Genomic DNA, 17,233 nt, shown 5'->3' on the forward strand with positions numbered 1-17,233 from the left:
TCCATGCAAGAAAGAGCATTAAAAGTATTAGAATTCACCAAAGTGAAGGAACAGCTGTTAAACCATGCTTCTTCTTCACTTGGTATGGAAAAAATAAAGAACTTGATGCCATCAACTGATTTTGATGAAGTGGTTTCACTTCAAGCTGAAACAGATGAGGCTGCCACTGTCTTACGTATAAAAGGAAATGTTCCACTATCAGGGGTTTATGATATTCGTGCTCATGTTAAACGGTCTGTCATTGGGGGTGTCCTAAGCCCGCAAGAGTTGATCCAAATTGCCAGCACCATTCATGCCAGTCGACAGATGAAACGTTTTATTGAGGAGCTTGCTGCTGAGAGAACTGAGCTTCCGATCTTATCCGAACAAGTGGAGCGAATTATCCCGCTTACAAACCTAGAGCAAGCTATCAAATATGCCATCGATGAAAGTGGAGAAGTATTAGATGGAGCAAGTGATCTTTTACGTTCCTTAAGACATCAGCTTCGCTCGAATGAAGCGAGGGTACGGGAAAAATTAGAAAGTATGATTCGTTCCTCCAATGCGAGTAAAATGCTTTCCGATGCCATTGTAACCATTCGTAATGACAGGTTTGTTATTCCTGTTAAGCAGGAGTACCGTGGCCATTACGGTGGGATTATCCATGACCAAAGTTCATCCGGACAAACCTTATTTATTGAGCCCCAGGTGATTGTGCAGTTAAATAATCAATTGCAGGATATTCGGGTCAAAGAACAACTTGAAATTGAACGGATCCTTTCCGAACTTTCCTCTCAAGCAGCCGAGCATGAAAGCGAGCTGCAGGTGATTGTTGCCGTGTTAGCAAATTTGGATTTTATTTTTGCAAAAGCTAGATATGGCAAACAAATGAAAGCTTCCATGCCAATTATGAATCATGAGGGAAGAATTGCCTTATATAAGGCAAGACATCCATTAATTCCAATCGATGAAGTGGTTGCCAATGACATTATGCTTGGGAAAGACTACACGACGATTGTCATTACCGGGCCGAATACAGGGGGAAAAACGGTAACTTTAAAAACGCTAGGATTGTGTTCCTTAATGGCCCAAGCGGGATTACAGGTGCCTGCCTATGACGGATCAGAACTAGCTGTCTTTGATGCGATTTATGCGGATATTGGTGATGAACAATCGATTGAACAAAGCCTAAGTACGTTTTCATCGCATATGGTCAATATTGTTGACATTTTAAATAAAGTGGACTTTAACAGCCTGGTTTTGTTTGATGAGCTTGGAGCTGGAACGGATCCTCAGGAAGGTGCAGCACTGGCCATCTCTATATTAGATGAAGTGCATCGAAGAGGTGCGAGGGTAATCGCAACGACACACTATCCTGAATTAAAAGCCTATGGCTACAACCGAGAAGGCGTGCTAAACGCCAGTGTGGAGTTTGATGTAGAGACATTAAGTCCAACGTATAAATTGCTGTTAGGCGTCCCAGGGAGAAGTAATGCCTTTGAGATTTCGAAACGGTTAGGGCTTAATGAACGGGTCATACAATCGGCACGCTCACATGTAAGCGAAGATACGAATCAAATCGATAAAATGATTGCTTCCTTAGAGGAAAGCAAACGTCAAGCAGAGAAAGAACAAGAGGAAGCCCGCGATTTCTTGAAGCAGGCAGAGATGCTTCATAAAGATTTGCAAAAGCAAATGATGGAATTTTACGAGAAGAAAGACTCCATGCTGGAAAAAGCGGCTGAAAAAGCGGAAGAGATTGTAGAAGAGGCTAAGACGGAAGCAGAGAAGGTTATTCGGGACCTCCGCAAAATGAGAACGGAAAAGCATGCTGACATTAAAGAGCATGAATTAATTGATGCGAAAAAGCGTCTTGAAGAAGCAGCTCCAGAAATTAAGAAATCAGCGAAGCTGACCAATAAAAAAAATAAGACGCATACCTATATGCCTGGAGATGAAGTAAAAGTCCTTACCTTTGGCCAAAAAGGCACGCTAGTCGAACGTGTATCAGAAAATGAATGGCAGGTTCAGATCGGAATTTTGAAGATGAAGGTCAAGGAGAAGGATATGGAGTATATGAGCACGCCGAAGCAAGTGGAGACAAAACCAATTGCTATTGTAAAAGGGCGGGACTCATATGTTAAACTAGAACTAGACCTTCGCGGTGAGAGATATGAAGATGCTTTATTAAAAGTAGAAAAGTATATTGATGATGCCCTTCTATCAAGTTATCCACGCGTATCCATCATCCATGGGAAAGGGACTGGGGCCTTAAGGCAGGGAGTTCAGGAGTATTTAAAAAATCATCGTTCCGTTAAAAAAATTCGCTTTGGAGAAGCTGGGGAAGGCGGATCTGGCGTAACCATAGTAGAATTTAAATAATGACCAGGGAGAATAAGCTATGGACCAGTTTTGGGAGAACGAATACATTCAAATAGCTGCCTATTATAGTGTAGTTATTTTATGTATGATTGTTTTTTTAGCCATTTTTGAAGTAGTAACGAAGTATAAAAATTGGGTTGAAATAAAAAATGGGAATATTTCTGTTGCGATGGCTACCGGCGGGAAAATATTTGGTGTAGCTAACATTTTCCGCCATACTATTGAGGCACATGATTCCTTACTTAACATGATTGGTTGGGGAGTATATGGGTTTACGCTTTTATTAATTGGCTATTTTATTTTTGAATTTTTAACACCAAAATTCAAGATTGACGAAGAAATTCAAAAAGACAATCGTGCAGTGGGGTTGATTTCAATGGTCATTTCAATTGGATTATCCTATGTCATTGGGGCAGGAATTTAGTTAGGGGAGAAAAGAGTGGAGACATTAGCTAAAATCCTTCTTGGATTATGTGGCTTATTTTTGCTAATAGGAATTATATATATGGTGTTTTTTGCATAATGGACTTCTAAACAAATCTTAAGGATGGAAGAGGCTGACTCCAATCAGCCTCTTTTTTCTGTACTAATATTCAGGGGTTTCGTTGTTAATCGTCGCATACTGTACTATAATAGATAGTGAAATTAGAATTTTTACAATTATTTATACAAAAAGGGAGGTTTATTATGTTAGAGTCTAAACCGTGGTTAGACATTTATCCGAAAGACATTCCCGCTACACTGCACTACTCCCAAGATCCTATTCAGAGTTACTTGAAAAAAACAGCGGAAAGGTTTCCAGATAAGATTGGGATTCATTTCATGGGAAAAGAGTTAACCTACAAGAAACTTTATGAGGAAGCCTTGAATTTTGCAGGGTATTTACAGGAAATTGGTATCTCAAAAGATGACCGAATTGCCATCATGCTCCCAAATACTCCTCAGGCTGTCATTAGTTATTTTGGTATTTTGATGGCAGGCGGAATTGTTGTACAGACCAATCCTTTATATACGGAACGTGAGCTTGAATACCAGATGAAGGATTCTGGAGCAAAGGCCATCATCACATTAGATATCCTCTACCCTCGTGTATCGAAAATCATGCCGCAGACTGATTTACAGCATATTATTGTAACCGCTATCAAAGATTACCTGCCATTCCCGAAAAATCTTGCCTATCCTTTCATCCAGAAAAAACAATATGGAATTGTCGTAAAAGTAAAACATGAAGGAAGTACCCATCTGTTCTCAGACATTGTTAAAATGAAACCGAAGAAATTAACCACGTATGAAGTCAATTCTGACGAGGACATTGCGTTACTTCAGTATACTGGGGGAACAACCGGTTCTCCAAAGGGTGTCATGCTTACCCACAAAAACTTAATTTCAAATACAGAAATGAGTGAAGCCTGGTTATACAAAGCGAAAATGGGTGAAGAATCGATGCTTGGAATTGTCCCATTCTTCCATGTCTATGGAATGACCGTTTGCATGATTTTATCGATAAAGATGGCATGTAAAATGATTCTATTGCCTAAATTTGATGCTGTAACCACCTTGAAAACGATTCACAAACAGCGACCAACCTTATTTCCTGGAGCACCAACCATTTATATTGGATTATTAAACCATCCGGATTTGAAAAAATATGACCTTTCTTCCATTGAAGCCTGTATCAGTGGATCAGCACCACTTCCACTCGAGGTTCAGGAGAAATTTGAAGAGGTTACAGGTGGGAAGCTTGTCGAGGGGTATGGATTATCAGAAGCTTCTCCGGTTACCCATTCCAACTTCTTGTGGGATGTAGAACGAGTGAAGGGAAGCATTGGCGTACCGTATCCTGATACGGATGTCAAAATACTTTCAGTCGACACAGGTGAGCCCGTACCAATAAAAGAAATAGGTGAAATTGTGATCAAGGGACCGCAAGTGATGAAGGGCTACTGGAATCGTCCTGCTGAAACCGAGGAAGTCTTAAAAGATGGCTGGCTATATACTGGTGACCTTGGGTATATGGATGAAAAGGGTTATTTTTACGTCGTTGACCGTAAAAAAGATATGATCATAGCAGGGGGATATAATATTTATCCACGAGAAATAGAAGAAGTTTTATATGAACATCCAGATGTGCTTGAGGCAGTTGCGGCCGGGGTGCCAGACACATACCGCGGAGAAACAGTCAAAGCCTACATCGTTTTAAAAGATGGTTCATCTGTGACAGAAGAAGAAATGAATCAATTTGCAAGAAAATATTTGGCTGCCTATAAAGCACCAAGATTATATGAATTTAGAAAAGAATTGCCTAAAACAGCCGTTGGAAAAATTTTAAGAAGAATGCTTGTAGAAGAAGAGATGAGAAAAATAGAAGAAGAAAGTACAAAGCATGCCTAACAGCACTAGCCCAGCTTTTTTTTTGAATTCATAGGCTTGTCTATAAAAAGAAATCATACTATCATTAAGTTGTTCAACAGTATTTCTTGACAAAAATACATATAATCACTATTATTAAAATATGAATGATGATTCATTCATATTTTAATTTTGCTTAAAGCTTCAAAGGAGGGTTAGACATGAAAAAGAGTAAGCCGAAATATATGCAGATAATTGATGCAGCAGTGATTGCCATTGCTGAAAATGGCTACCATCAAGCACAGGTTTCGAAAATTGCGAAACAGGCTGGGGTAGCAGATGGCACCATTTATCTGTACTTTAAGAACAAAGAAGACATCCTAATCTCTCTCTTTGAAGAAAAAATGGGAAATTTCATTGAAAAAATAGATAAGATGATTGCAGGAAAAGGGACGGCGGCGGAGAAATTATTAATGATGATAGAAGCTCATTTTAGTATGCTCTATGAGGATCATCACTTAGCAATTGTCACGCAGCTAGAGCTCCGTCAATCCAATAAGGAATTGAGACTCCGCATCAACAACGTTCTAAAAGGGTATTTAAAGGTAATTGATAAAGTGCTAATTGAGGGCAAAGAAACCGGTGAGTTTTCAAATGACCTTGATATTCGCCTTGCCCGACAAATGATTTTTGGAACGATTGATGAAACGGCAACATCATGGGTAATGAATGAAGAAAAGTATGATTTACTTGCATTGGCATCACCAGTTCATCGACTTTTAATCAATGGACTTGGAGGCCGATAAAAGTTTAGATAGGAGGAGAAATTAGTGGAATACTTAAAGTGGTCTAATCAAGATCGTATTGCTACCATTACGATTCAACGTCCTCCGGCAAACGCCCTTTCATCAGGTTTATTAAGGGAACTGTCGGCGGTACTTGACGAAATTGAACCGAACCGTGATATACGTGTCATTGTTATTCATGGTGAAGGACGCTTTTTTTCAGCAGGTGCCGATATTAAGGAATTTACGACGGTTACTTCTTCAGAAGGCTTTGCTAACCTTGGGAAGTTTGGACAAGATTTATTTGATCGCATGGAGAAATTTCCTAAACCTATTATCGCAGCTATTCATGGGGCCGCTCTTGGCGGTGGTTTAGAGCTTGCAATGGCATGCCATATCCGCCTTGTCAGTGAGAAGGCAAAGCTTGGCTTACCTGAATTGCAGCTTGGTCTAATTCCAGGATTTGCAGGGACACAGCGTCTTCCTAAATATGTAGGTGTGGCACGTGCAGCTGAAATGCTGTTCACTTCTGAGCCTATTACAGGCGTAGAGGCAGTCCAATATGGTCTGGCTAATCATGCGTACCCAGAAAGTGAAGTATTAGAGCAAGCCTACATACTTGCAGAAAAAATTGCTAAGAAAAGTCCTGGCTCCGTCAGTGCGACGATTCAATTATTAAATTTTGCCAAGACGGAAGAATTTTATGAAGGCTCACAGAAAGAAGCAGAGCTGTTTGGTCAAGTTTTTGTTTCTAATGATGCAAAAGAAGGGATCCAAGCCTTTCTTGAAAAAAGGGAGCCACATTTTAAAGGTGAATAAAGCTTCTTAATCGTTTTGCTTAAGAAGTTTTTATAAAAAATTTTTTTCTATAAAATTTTCTAAATCTTTAGAACTGAAAAAATGTTTGAATTTTCTTAGGAGGCGAAACCATGAACATTTATGTATTAATGAAAAGAACCTTTGATACAGAGGAAAAGATTACGATTTCAGGCGGCAAAATCAATGAAGACGGTGCAGAATTTATTATCAATCCATACGACGAATATGCGATTGAAGAAGCGATTCAAGTCCGTGATGCAAAAGGTGGAGAAGTGACTGTTATTTCTGTAGGGAATGAAGAAACAGAAAAACAATTGCGTACAGCCCTTGCTATGGGTGCAGATAAAGCCGTTCTAATTAATACCGAAGATGATGTGGAAAACGGTGACCAATTTACAACTGCTAAAATCCTTGCCGAATATCTAAAGGATAAAGAAGTTGATTTAATTATTGGTGGAAATGTGGCGATTGACGGTGGAACAGGACAAGTAGGACCAAGAGTAGCCGAACTCCTCAATATTCCGTATGTCACTACCATTACGAAACTCGAAATTGATGGAACAAATGTAACTGTTACTCGTGACGTTGAAGGTGATTCTGAAGTCATTGAAACAAGCCTTCCACTTTTAGTTACAGCACAACAAGGGCTTAATGAGCCGCGCTATCCATCTTTACCTGGAATTATGAAAGCGAAGAAAAAGCCGCTTGAGGAATTAGAATTAGATGATCTTGATCTTGAAGAAGAGGATGTAGAAGCAAAAACAAAAACAATTGAAATTTATTTGCCGCCTAAAAAAGAGGCTGGAAAGGTCTTAGCTGGCGATTTAAATGATCAGGTTAAAGAACTTGTTCAACTTCTTCATACTGAAGCAAAAGTAATCTAATCGTAACTTCATAAAAATTGTTTTCAGGAGGTAAATGAAATGACTAGAAAAGTATTGGTATTAGGAGAAGTTCGTGACGGATCATTACGTAATGTATCTTTCGAAGCTGTTGCAGCAGCAAAAACTGTTGCAGAGGGCGGAGAAGTTGTTGGTGTATTAGTGGGCGAATCTGTAAGCGCTTTAGGTGCGGAGTTAGTCCAATACGGGGCTGACCGTGTAGTGGTAGTGGAGCATGAGAATTTAAAACAATATTCTTCTGATGGTTATGCTCAAGCTTTATTAGCTGTCATTGATCAAGAGAAGCCTGAAGGATTAGTGTTTGGTCATACTGCATTAGGTAAAGACCTTTCACCAAGGATTGCGGGTAAGCTCTCATCGGGTCTAATCTCCGATGCAACGGCAGTAGAGGCAGCCGGTGGAAACATTGTATTTACTAGACCAATTTATTCTGGTAAAGCATTTGAAAAGAAAATTGTAACAGACGGCGTAATTTTTGCTACGGTACGTCCGAACAATATTGCCCCGTTAGCAAAAGATGAAAGCAGAAGCGGTGAGGTTTCCTCACTATCTGTGGATATTAAGGATCTTCGTGCAATTATTAAAGAAGTAGTAAGAAAAGCAAGTGAAGGTGTGGACCTAAGTGAGGCTAAAGTAGTTATTTCTGGCGGCCGTGGCGTAAAAAGTGCAGAAGGATTCAAACCGCTGAAAGAACTTGCTGACGTACTAGGGGGAGCAGTTGGTGCTTCTCGTGGTGCATGTGATGCCGACTATTGTGATTACTCCTTACAAATTGGGCAAACAGGAAAGGTTGTAACACCAGACCTATACATTGCCTGCGGTATTTCAGGAGCAATCCAGCATTTAGCCGGTATGTCTAATTCAAAAGTGATTGTTGCCATTAACAAGGATCCAGAAGCAAACATTTTCAAAGTGGCAGATTACGGAATCGTTGGTGACCTTTTCGAAGTTGTACCTTTACTAACAGAAGAGTTTAAAAAACTAAAAGTTCACTCATAATAATAAAGTGGAGAGCGAGCGGTCAAAATCCGCTCGTTTTTATCATTGAAGAAATCAAGCATACTTATCGCAGGATGGGGAAAATTAGTTGCGAAACATATTATTAGCTTGATATTCCAAACGATGGTATACTTTCGGTAGTAATTCAGTATTCAATAGGAGGTCAATATATAATGGCTATTTCACATTTAACAGATCAAAATTTCTCATCAGAAACAGGTTCAGGTACTGTACTTGTTGATTTCTGGGCACCATGGTGTGGACCTTGTAAAATGATCGCTCCAGTTCTTGAAGAACTTGATGCAGAAATGGGAGACAAAGTAAAAATCACTAAATTAGATGTAGATGATAACCCACAAACAGCAGCTAATTTTGGTGTTATGAGCATCCCAACCTTATTAGTTTTAAAAAATGGCGAAGTTGTAGATAAAGTAGTCGGCTTCCAACCTAAAGATGCTTTAGCAAGTGTGTTACAAAAGCACGTATAAACCTATAGAAATTAAAACCTTAGCTGGATACGTTCTGGCTAAGTTTTTTTTTTGTATTACAAAACCTCCCACTTTCCTTTATGAACAGATGTGTTAAAATTTTAGGATAGTATAAAAGACGGAGGAGTGGCCGGAGTGAATGAAAATATTAAACAAAAATTAACCCTGCTGCCTGACCAGCCTGGCTGCTACTTAATGAAAGACCGTCAGGGGACAATTATATATGTGGGGAAGGCAAAAATATTAAAGAACCGCGTTCGTTCTTATTTTACCGGCTCACACGACGGAAAGACGTTAAGACTTGTTAATGAAATCGAAGACTTTGAGTACATTGTTACCTCATCCAATATAGAAGCTTTGATACTTGAACTAAATCTTATCAAAAAATATGATCCAAAATATAATATCATGCTGAAGGATGACAAAAGCTATCCGTTTATTAAGCTGACAGCAGAGAGACATCCCAAGCTGATTATCACAAGGAAAGTAAAAAAAGATAAAGGTAAATACTTTGGTCCTTACCCTAACGTTGGAGCAGCAAATGAAACAAAGAAACTACTAGACCGTATTTATCCGTTGCGAAAATGTGCGACACTCCCTGACCGAGTTTGTTTATATTACCATTTAGGCCAGTGTCTCGCACCATGTGTATACGAAGTTCGTGAGGAACAGTATAAGCAAATGACGGATGAAATTACTCGATTTTTAAATGGCGGATATAAGGAAATTAAAAAAGAACTAACCGAAAAAATGACGGCAGCCGCAGAAGAATTGGATTTTGAACGAGCAAAAGAATTCCGTGATAAAATCGTCCACATTGAAACCATCATGGAAAAGCAAAAAATCACCATGACGGATTTCACGGACCGTGATGTGTTTGGTTATGCTGTTGACAAAGGCTGGATGTGTGTACAGGTCTTTTTTGTCCGTCAAGGAAAGCTGATTGAGCGGGATGTTTCTTTGTTTCCCATCTACAATGAGCCAGAGGAAGAAATCCTTACGTTCTTAGGACAATTTTATCAAAAGGCCAATCACTTTAAGCCAAAGGAAATCTTAATCCAAGATGAAATTGATTTGAATATGACTACACAGCTCCTAGAAGTGAAGGTTCTTCAACCGAAAAAAGGACAAAAGAAGGACCTTGTTAACCTTGCAATCAAAAATGCAAAAATTGCCTTGAATGAAAAGTTTTCTTTAATTGAGAAGGATGAAGAACGAACCATTAAGGCAGTAGAAAACCTTGGAAAGCTTCTTGGAATTTATACCCCCCATCGGATTGAGTCTTTCGATAACTCTAATATACAAGGGACAGATCCCGTTTCAGCCATGGTTGTGTTTACGGATGGGAAAGCGAATAAGAGAGAATATCGCAAGTATAAAATCAAGTCTGTAAAGGGCCCGGATGATTATGAATCGATGAGGGAAGTAACTAGAAGAAGGTACTCGAGAGCTTTAAAAGATAATCTTCCTCTACCGGATCTTATTATTATTGATGGTGGAAAAGGACATGTAGAAGCGGTAAGAGACGTTTTAGAAAATGAATTAGGATTAGATATCCCACTATCGGGTCTTGTAAAGGATGAAAAACACCGGACGTCGCAATTGTTATACGGCAATCCGTTAGAAATTGTCCCACTTGAACGGAACAGCCAGGAGTTTTATTTACTGCAACGTATTCAAGATGAGGTTCACCGCTTTGCCATTACCTTTCACCGCCAAATACGTGGAAAGAGCGCCTTTCAATCCTTATTGGATGATATCCCGGGGATTGGGGAGAAACGCAAAAAACTATTGCTTAAACAGTTTGGTTCTGTGAAAAAAATGAAGGAAGCGAGTCTGGAGGAATTTACCGACATTGGTATTCCATCAAATGTGGCAGAAGAGTTAATGAAAAAACTTCAAGAATAGTTATTGTCAGAATAAATTGACCATGCTATAATTAGTGAAAATTTAAATTACTATCACTTTATAGTACTAAAGTGAAGGTAGAGGTGCGAGCTTCAAGAGTAGTGATTCTGAGAAGGGTGAGCTTCAAGGAAGAATCATGAAAGGGGATGTTCGCCGAAGTAAAGAAAGTCTCATTTCTTTCTTTGCTGGTCCTGTATTGAATAAATGCCGGATTGTCAAGACGCGTGTCTTGGAGAGCTATCTTACGTTATTTGTACAGGAATTTATTTTTCGTGTTCAAAAAGCAATGAGATGCCTCTCATTGCTTTTTTATTTATGTTTTTGTAGCAAAATAGGTAGAGCATAACTGAAAGAAGGGGAAATGATGGGCTTAGTTGTTCAAAAATTCGGGGGAACCTCCGTTGGCAGTGTAGAAAGAATTTTAAATGTAGCAGCCTGTGTAAAAGATGAAACAGAGAGAGGCAATAACGTTGTTGTCGTTGTTTCTGCTATGGGAAAATCCACTGACAAGCTTGTTGGTCTAGCGAAGGAAATTTCCAGTCAACCTAATAAACGGGAAATGGATATGCTCCTTTCGACAGGCGAGCAGGTAACCATCGCCTTATTATCCATGGCCTTAAATAAACAAGGTCTACCAGCGGTTTCCTATACAGGCTGGCAGGCGGGAATCGTAACTGAACCTGTCCATGGAAATGCACGAATTTCAACTATCAAAACAGAATCCATTAAAAACCAACTTGCAGAAGGCAAGGTTGTTATTGTAGCCGGATTCCAAGGAATAACTGAAGATGGGGAAATCACAACTCTTGGTCGAGGGGGTTCTGATACGACAGCAGTTGCATTAGCAGCGGCGTTAAAAGCAGATAAATGTGATATTTACACGGATGTAACGGGTGTATTTACAACAGATCCGAGATATGTGAAAGAGGCACGTAAGTTATTATCCGTTTCCTATGACGAAATGTTGGAGCTTGCCAATCTCGGTGCAGGTGTACTGCATCCAAGAGCGGTAGAATTTGCTAAAAATTATCAAGTAAGACTTGGAGTTCGTTCAAGCATGGAGAAAATCGAAGGAACAGTCATTGAGGGGGAAGCAACAATGGAACAAAATTTAGTTGTACGTGGTGTCGCGTTTGAAGATGAAATTACAAAGGTTACCGTTTTAGGGTTAACCAATTCCTTAACCAGTTTATCAACCATTTTTACTACTCTTGCTCAAAATCACATCAACGTTGATATTATTATTCAAAGCACAACAGAAGGAGGAACGGCTAATTTATCCTTCTCCATCCATACCGATGATCTGTTAGAGACATTGAAGGTATTAGAAGACAATAAAGCTGTACTTGGCTATGAACAACTTGATGCAGAGAATAAACTAGCAAAGGTCTCCATTGTGGGTTCAGGCATGATATCTAATCCGGGTGTGGCTGCGAAAATGTTTGAAGTTCTTGCTTCAAATGGCATCCAAATCAAAATGGTCAGCACCTCTGAAATTAAAGTGTCTGCTGTTTTAGAAGAAAAGAATATGTTAAAAGCAGTTGAACTCCTCCACAGTGCATTTGAGCTTGGAAATTAACAAAGAAGAGGCTGACTCGCTGGAATGTGAGTCAGCCTCTTTCCGATGTTCAAAGAAAGTATAGATTTCGACTTCGAGAATTGTCTAGCTCCAGCGCCTAGCCCCTCGGGTCAAATAACCTTCGGCAATAAAAGTCTAAAGGCGGACTTTTCTTGCCGAAGAACATTTGCCTGTCGGGGCTGATCAAGGCGCTTGCGCTTTTCTTGTTAAATTTGATCCTTTCGATCCCATTTAACAGTAAATTGGACTTTGTTTGCTTTTTTTACAGGGTGTTCAAACGCTTCGGCAATCACTTCTTTTTGCAGTTCAATTTGTTGGGCAAGGAAGCCGGCTTCGAGTTGGAAGAAGTGCTCTGCTTTTGATTTTACACGAGAAACAATGAGTGGGCTTATTAGTTCGAATTCAATTTCATTTTTCGTCTCTTTTATTATTTCAAGCTGTCCCCACGAAGCATTTGTAAAAAACTCAACTAATGTTTCGTGGTCAGGTAATGGGAACTTTCGTGCAAGACGTTTTCCTGCCCAGTATAAGATTTCAGGCGTGTCTTTGCCAAGGATCTCTGGCAAAAGGTATTCCCTAATGATTTCATACCCAAACATTGAAATGGTTCTTGGTTCTGGCTCTTCATTATTCAAATGTTGATTAACGGCTGTACTTTCTTTCACAAGCTTCCCCTCTTTCTATCATTCTATTATATACAATTTGATTTATTTTTCAGTACTGAATTGCTGAAAATGTGAATAAATCCTTTTGTGAATGTTATATTATTTCGGAATATCTTATCTTATTTATCATCATAATTATCTTATCCGTTTGGGGAGAAATACCAACCGTAAGATGTTGGTAATTAAATGTAATAATATGGGTTGTATGGGGAAATGAAGCAGTTGTTTTTCTGAAAAAGGTACTATCCTATTATAATATCAATATATTTTAAAAATTTTATTTTTTAATAAAGATTGTGTATCCGTTTTCTTGACGCTCTATGTCGATGGGAGTAAAATGGACATGTCACATTATTGTCACAGTAGTATTGGGTTAAGTTTCTTTAAGGGGTACATAGAAGAAAGAGCTTAACATCATTTTTTAAAAATTAAGGGGGGTAAATGTATGGCGGGGAATCGAGAGTTTGCTAATCGCAGATTACATTCGTTGCTAGGGGTCATTCCGATAGGAGTGTTTCTTACACAGCATCTTGTAGTCAACCATTTTATCACTGGAGGTCCAGAGTCCTTCAATAAGGCTGCAGGCTTCATGGGAAGTCTACCATTCCGCATTGTCTTAGAAACTGTAATTATTTATTTACCATTGCTTTTTCATGCAATCTATGGACTTTATATTGCTTTTACCGCTAAAAGTAATGTAAAAAGATTTGGTTTCTTTAGGAACTGGATGTTCATGCTTCAACGTGTATCAGGCGTAATCACGCTCATCTTTATTACGTGGCACGTTTGGCAAACACGTGTAGCAGCGGCATTTGGTGCGGAAGTATCCTATGATATGATGCATAATATTCTATCATCACCATTTATGTTTGTTTTCTATTTAGTGGGAATCCTTTCAGCTATTTTCCACTTTGCAAACGGACTTTGGTCCTTCTTTGTTAGCTGGGGGATCACAGTATCACCTCGCTCACAAGTTATTTCTACATACGTGACCGTTGGTGTTTTTATTGTTCTTTCTTTCATTGGAATTCAAACACTTATCGCATTTGTTCAATAACTAGTTAATGGTCGGAAAAATATAGTATTTTTTGGATTAAGGGAGTGAGTCACGAATGAGTAAAGGTAAAGTGATCGTAGTCGGCGGCGGTTTAGCTGGCTTAATGGCTACCATCAAGGCTGCAGAATCAGGAACTCCGGTAGAGCTTTTTTCTCTTGTTCCGGTTAAACGTTCTCACTCTGTTTGTGCCCAAGGCGGTATTAATGGAGCAGTAAACACAAAAGGTGAAGGGGATTCCCCGTGGATTCACTTTGACGATACGATTTATGGCGGAGACTTTTTAGCGAATCAACCGCCAGTTAAAGCCATGTGTGATGCAGCACCTGGTATTATCAATTTATTTGACCGGATGGGTGTTATGTTCAACCGTACACCAGAGGGTCTTTTAGACTTCCGCCGTTTTGGAGGAACACAACATCACCGTACAGCTTTTGCTGGTGCGACAACTGGTCAGCAATTGTTATATGCATTAGATGAGCAAGTTCGCCGCCATGAAGTGGACGGATTAGTTACAAAATATGAAGGCTGGGAATTCCTTGGTGCGGTCGTTGACGATGAAGGCGTTTGCCGTGGGATTGTTGCTCAGGACTTAAAAACAATGGAAATTAAATCATTTTCCGCGGATGCAGTCATTATGGCAACCGGTGGACCTGGAATTATTTTCGGTAAGTCAACAAACTCTGTAATAAATACAGGTTCCGCTGCTTCTATTGTTTATCAGCAGGGTGCATATTATGCAAACGGAGAAATGATTCAAATTCATCCAACTGCTATTCCTGGTGATGATAAGCTTCGTTTAATGAGTGAGTCCGCTCGTGGTGAAGGTGGTCGTATTTGGACGTACAAAGACGGAAAACCTTGGTATTTCCTAGAAGAAAAATATCCAGCTTATGGAAACCTAGTTCCACGTGATATTGCGACACGTGAAATCTTTGATGTCTGCGTTAGTCAGAAACTTGGAATTAACGGCGAAAACATGGTTTTCCTTGATTTATCTCATAAGGATCCACATGAATTGGATGTAAAACTGGGTGGAATCATTGAAATTTATGAAAAGTTCATGGGAGATAATCCACGTAAAGTCCCAATGAAGATCTTCCCAGCTGTTCACTACTCAATGGGTGGACTATGGGTTGATTATGATCAAATGACAAGTATCCCGGGTCTATTTGCTGCTGGTGAGTGTGATTATTCACAACACGGTGCTAATCGATTAGGTGCAAACTCCTTGCTTTCAGCTGTATACGGTGGAATGGTTGCAGGACCAAATGCAGTTAAATATATCAGCGGCCTTGAGAAGAGTTCTGATGCTGTATCTTCTACTGTTTTTGACCGTCATGTGAAGGAACAGGAAGAAAAGTGGAATTCGGTCATGTCACTGAACGGTACAGAAAATGCCTACATCCTTCATAAGGAACTAGGTGAATGGATGACAGATAACGTAACTGTTGTTCGTTACAATGACAAACTGTTAAAGACAGATGAAAAGATTCAAGAGCTACTAGAGCGCTATCAAAATATTAATATCAACGATACATCGAAATGGAGCAACCAAGGAGCTGCGTTCACTAGACAGTTACAAAATATGCTTCAATTAGCACGTGTTATTACAATCGGAGCGTATAACCGTAATGAGAGCCGTGGTGCTCACTATAAACCAGAATTCCCTGAGCGTAACGATGAAGAGTTTATGAAAACAACAATGGCGAAATTTGTTGATGCTAAATCAGCTCCAGCCTTCCATTATGAAGAGATTGATGTATCGTTAATTAAGCCACGGAAACGAGATTACACTACAAAGCATTAATAGAAAGGGGAGTGGGTAATAATGTCTGAAAATAAAACAGTTAAGTTTCTAGTTATGCGTCAGGATACACCGGATTCTACTCCTTACGAGGAGGAATTTGAGGTTCCATATCGTCCAAATATGAACGTCATTTCTGCTTTGATGGAAATTCGTAAGAATCCTGTGAACGCAAAGGGACAAGCCTCTACCCCAATCACTTGGGAAATGAACTGTCTCGAAGAAGTCTGTGGTGCTTGTTCAATGGTTATTAACGGTAAGCCTCGTCAATCCTGTTCGGCATTGATTGATCAATTAGAGCAGCCTATTCGTTTAGAGCCAATGAGAACATTCCCAGTTGTGAGGGACCTTGCGGTAGACCGAAGCAGAATGTTTGATGCTTTAAAGAAAGTGAAGGCATGGATTCCTATTGATGGAACATACGACTTAGGACCAGGACCTCGTATGCCAGAGAAAAAGCGTCAGTGGGCTTATGAGCTTTCAAAGTGTATGACATGTGGTGTCTGCCTAGAGGCATGTCCAAATGTGAACAGTAAATCTGACTTTATCGGGCCGCAGCCACTTTCTCAGGTTCGCCTATTTAACGCACATCCTACAGGGGAAATGAATAAGGCTGAGCGTTTAGAAGCAATCATGGGTGAGGGTGGTCTTGCCAACTGTGGTAACTCACAAAACTGTGTTCAATCTTGTCCAAAAGGTATTCCGTTGACTACCTCCATTGCTGCATTGAACCGTGACACCACTTTCCAATCGTTTAGAAACTTCTTTGGAAGTGACCATAGTTAATAAGTTTAAGGTATTTAGTGCCTATGATTTCAAGTTTAAAACCTTCTTTTCTAGTATGAAAAGGAGGTTTTTTCGTTTTAAATGCCGACGGATACTTTGTTATACTATACATATCATTACCATTAAAAATAGGGAGGGGATCTATTGAAATCAAAACTTCCACTGCTCATTATAGTAATAGGTGTTATTGTATTAGGAATCGGCATTTGGCAGCTAATTGATGGTAAGCTCCAAACAAATGATTCACTGCAGAAAGCAAAAGAATTAGTTTCAAAGCAGACAGTGGATACACATGAAAGGAAGAAAACCGATAGCCCACCCCCACAAACGGGTGAAACAGTTGGATTATTAGCCATTCCCAAAATTAAAGCTGAACTAGCTATTATCGAAGGAACAGATCCGGATGACCTTGAGAAGGGGGTCGGACATTATAAAGGCTCTTTTTACCCTGGTGACGCGGGGCAGATAGTTTTATCAGGACATAGGGATACGGTATTTCGGCGATTAGGGGAGCTGAAAATAGGTGATTCACTAAAGATGCAAATGCCCTATGGAAATTTCACCTATGAAATTACCCACACTAAAATTGTTAAGTCAAATGATACAAGTATTATTACCCTCCAAAAGCAGAAAGAAGAACTCATCGTAACCACCTGCTATCCATTTCGGTATGTGGGAAATGCACCAAAACGATATATCATTTATGCGAAGCTCACAGGTTCCTAATTGTT

15 protein-coding genes and 1 riboswitch are annotated in these 17,233 nt (G+C 39.6%); of the genes, 14 read left to right on the forward strand and 1 reads right to left on the reverse strand.

The genetic code is table 11. From position 1 onward, the window contains the following. Positions 1–3 precede the first annotated feature (3 nt). The 10 genes from QFZ87_RS09055 (at position 4) to QFZ87_RS09100 (ending at position 12,190) form a co-directional block, all read left to right on the forward strand. Positions 4–2,361 carry an endonuclease MutS2 gene (locus QFZ87_RS09055; RefSeq protein WP_309860242.1) on the forward strand — a complete coding sequence of 786 codons (2,358 nt, stop codon included), beginning with the start codon at positions 4–6 and terminating at the stop codon, positions 2,359–2,361. A 19-nt stretch (positions 2,362–2,380) separates the two neighbouring features. Next, a complete protein-coding gene (locus tag QFZ87_RS09060; RefSeq protein ID WP_309860244.1) occupies positions 2,381–2,785 on the forward strand; it encodes a DUF350 domain-containing protein in 405 nt (134 codons plus the stop codon). 263 nt (positions 2,786–3,048) lie between these two features. Further along, complete coding sequence (locus tag QFZ87_RS09065) at positions 3,049–4,752, forward strand: AMP-binding protein (RefSeq protein ID WP_309860246.1); 1,704 nt, start codon at positions 3,049–3,051, stop codon at positions 4,750–4,752. A 179-nt stretch (positions 4,753–4,931) separates the two neighbouring features. Beyond that, positions 4,932–5,516 carry a fatty acid metabolism transcriptional regulator FadR gene (locus QFZ87_RS09070; protein WP_309860248.1) on the forward strand — a complete coding sequence of 195 codons (585 nt, stop codon included), beginning with the start codon at positions 4,932–4,934 and terminating at the stop codon, positions 5,514–5,516. Positions 5,517–5,540: 24 nt separating this feature from the next. Beyond that, complete coding sequence (locus QFZ87_RS09075; RefSeq protein ID WP_309860250.1) at positions 5,541–6,314, forward strand: enoyl-CoA hydratase; 774 nt, start codon at positions 5,541–5,543, stop codon at positions 6,312–6,314. A gap of 110 nt (positions 6,315–6,424) precedes the next feature. Further along, complete coding sequence (locus QFZ87_RS09080; protein ID WP_309860252.1) at positions 6,425–7,198, forward strand: electron transfer flavoprotein subunit beta/FixA family protein; 774 nt, start codon at positions 6,425–6,427, stop codon at positions 7,196–7,198. Positions 7,199–7,237: 39 nt separating this feature from the next. Further along, positions 7,238–8,215, forward strand: coding sequence for an electron transfer flavoprotein subunit alpha/FixB family protein (locus QFZ87_RS09085; RefSeq protein ID WP_309860254.1), 978 nt, complete (start codon positions 7,238–7,240; stop codon positions 8,213–8,215). A gap of 173 nt (positions 8,216–8,388) precedes the next feature. Next, a complete protein-coding gene (gene trxA / locus QFZ87_RS09090; RefSeq protein ID WP_308082966.1) occupies positions 8,389–8,703 on the forward strand; it encodes a thioredoxin in 315 nt (104 codons plus the stop codon). A 135-nt stretch (positions 8,704–8,838) separates the two neighbouring features. Then, positions 8,839–10,611 (forward strand): excinuclease ABC subunit UvrC, encoded by a 1,773-nt coding sequence (gene uvrC / locus QFZ87_RS09095; RefSeq protein WP_309860256.1) that lies wholly within the window; start codon positions 8,839–8,841, stop codon positions 10,609–10,611. A 70-nt stretch (positions 10,612–10,681) separates the two neighbouring features. Further along, positions 10,682–10,859, forward strand: a riboswitch (Lysine riboswitch). Positions 10,860–10,975: 116 nt separating this feature from the next. Continuing rightward, positions 10,976–12,190, forward strand: a complete 1,215-nt coding sequence (locus QFZ87_RS09100) for an aspartate kinase (protein WP_309867737.1) — start codon at positions 10,976–10,978, stop codon at positions 12,188–12,190. 206 nt (positions 12,191–12,396) lie between these two features. On the opposite strand, the gene QFZ87_RS09105 is transcribed toward QFZ87_RS09100, so the two are convergent. Further along, positions 12,397–12,855, reverse strand: coding sequence for a YslB family protein (locus QFZ87_RS09105; RefSeq protein ID WP_309860257.1), 459 nt, complete (start codon positions 12,853–12,855; stop codon positions 12,397–12,399). Positions 12,856–13,300: 445 nt separating this feature from the next. Between QFZ87_RS09105 and QFZ87_RS09110 the strand changes: the two genes are divergently transcribed. The 4 genes from QFZ87_RS09110 to QFZ87_RS09125 all read left to right on the forward strand — a co-directional run bounded on the left by QFZ87_RS09110 (position 13,301) and on the right by QFZ87_RS09125 (position 17,228). Beyond that, a complete protein-coding gene (locus QFZ87_RS09110; RefSeq protein WP_308082969.1) occupies positions 13,301–13,912 on the forward strand; it encodes a succinate dehydrogenase cytochrome b558 subunit in 612 nt (203 codons plus the stop codon). A gap of 55 nt (positions 13,913–13,967) precedes the next feature. After that, positions 13,968–15,719, forward strand: coding sequence for a succinate dehydrogenase flavoprotein subunit (gene sdhA, locus QFZ87_RS09115; RefSeq protein ID WP_309860259.1), 1,752 nt, complete (start codon positions 13,968–13,970; stop codon positions 15,717–15,719). A 21-nt stretch (positions 15,720–15,740) separates the two neighbouring features. Continuing rightward, entirely contained in the window at positions 15,741–16,502 is a 762-nt protein-coding gene (gene sdhB, locus QFZ87_RS09120; RefSeq protein ID WP_309860261.1) for a succinate dehydrogenase iron-sulfur subunit, read from the forward strand. Between the two features lie 144 nt (positions 16,503–16,646). Beyond that, on the forward strand, positions 16,647–17,228 hold the full coding sequence (locus QFZ87_RS09125) for a class D sortase (RefSeq protein ID WP_309860264.1): 582 nt from the start codon (positions 16,647–16,649) through the stop codon (positions 17,226–17,228). Positions 17,229–17,233: the final 5 nt, after the last annotated feature.

This window comes from Bacillus sp. SLBN-46, assembly GCF_031453555.1.
Lineage (GTDB): Bacteria > Bacillota > Bacilli > Bacillales > Cytobacillaceae > Neobacillus.

Bases quoted from the DNA above. Each gene is read 5' to 3' on its own strand.
- QFZ87_RS09100 (WP_309867737.1), top strand. From the start codon at position 10,976: ATGGGCTTAGTTGTTCAAAAATTCGGGGGAACCTCCGTTGGCAGTGTA.
- QFZ87_RS09080 (WP_309860252.1), top strand. From the start codon at position 6,425: ATGAACATTTATGTATTAATGAAAAGAACCTTTGATACAGAGGAAAAG.
- sdhB (WP_309860261.1), top strand. From the start codon at position 15,741: ATGTCTGAAAATAAAACAGTTAAGTTTCTAGTTATGCGTCAGGATACA.
- QFZ87_RS09060 (WP_309860244.1), top strand. From the start codon at position 2,381: ATGGACCAGTTTTGGGAGAACGAATACATTCAAATAGCTGCCTATTAT.
- QFZ87_RS09070 (WP_309860248.1), top strand. From the start codon at position 4,932: ATGAAAAAGAGTAAGCCGAAATATATGCAGATAATTGATGCAGCAGTG.
- sdhA (WP_309860259.1), top strand. From the start codon at position 13,968: ATGAGTAAAGGTAAAGTGATCGTAGTCGGCGGCGGTTTAGCTGGCTTA.
- QFZ87_RS09065 (WP_309860246.1), top strand. From the start codon at position 3,049: ATGTTAGAGTCTAAACCGTGGTTAGACATTTATCCGAAAGACATTCCC.
- trxA (WP_308082966.1), top strand. From the start codon at position 8,389: ATGGCTATTTCACATTTAACAGATCAAAATTTCTCATCAGAAACAGGT.
- QFZ87_RS09055 (WP_309860242.1), top strand. From the start codon at position 4: ATGCAAGAAAGAGCATTAAAAGTATTAGAATTCACCAAAGTGAAGGAA.
- QFZ87_RS09110 (WP_308082969.1), top strand. From the start codon at position 13,301: ATGGCGGGGAATCGAGAGTTTGCTAATCGCAGATTACATTCGTTGCTA.
- QFZ87_RS09085 (WP_309860254.1), top strand. From the start codon at position 7,238: ATGACTAGAAAAGTATTGGTATTAGGAGAAGTTCGTGACGGATCATTA.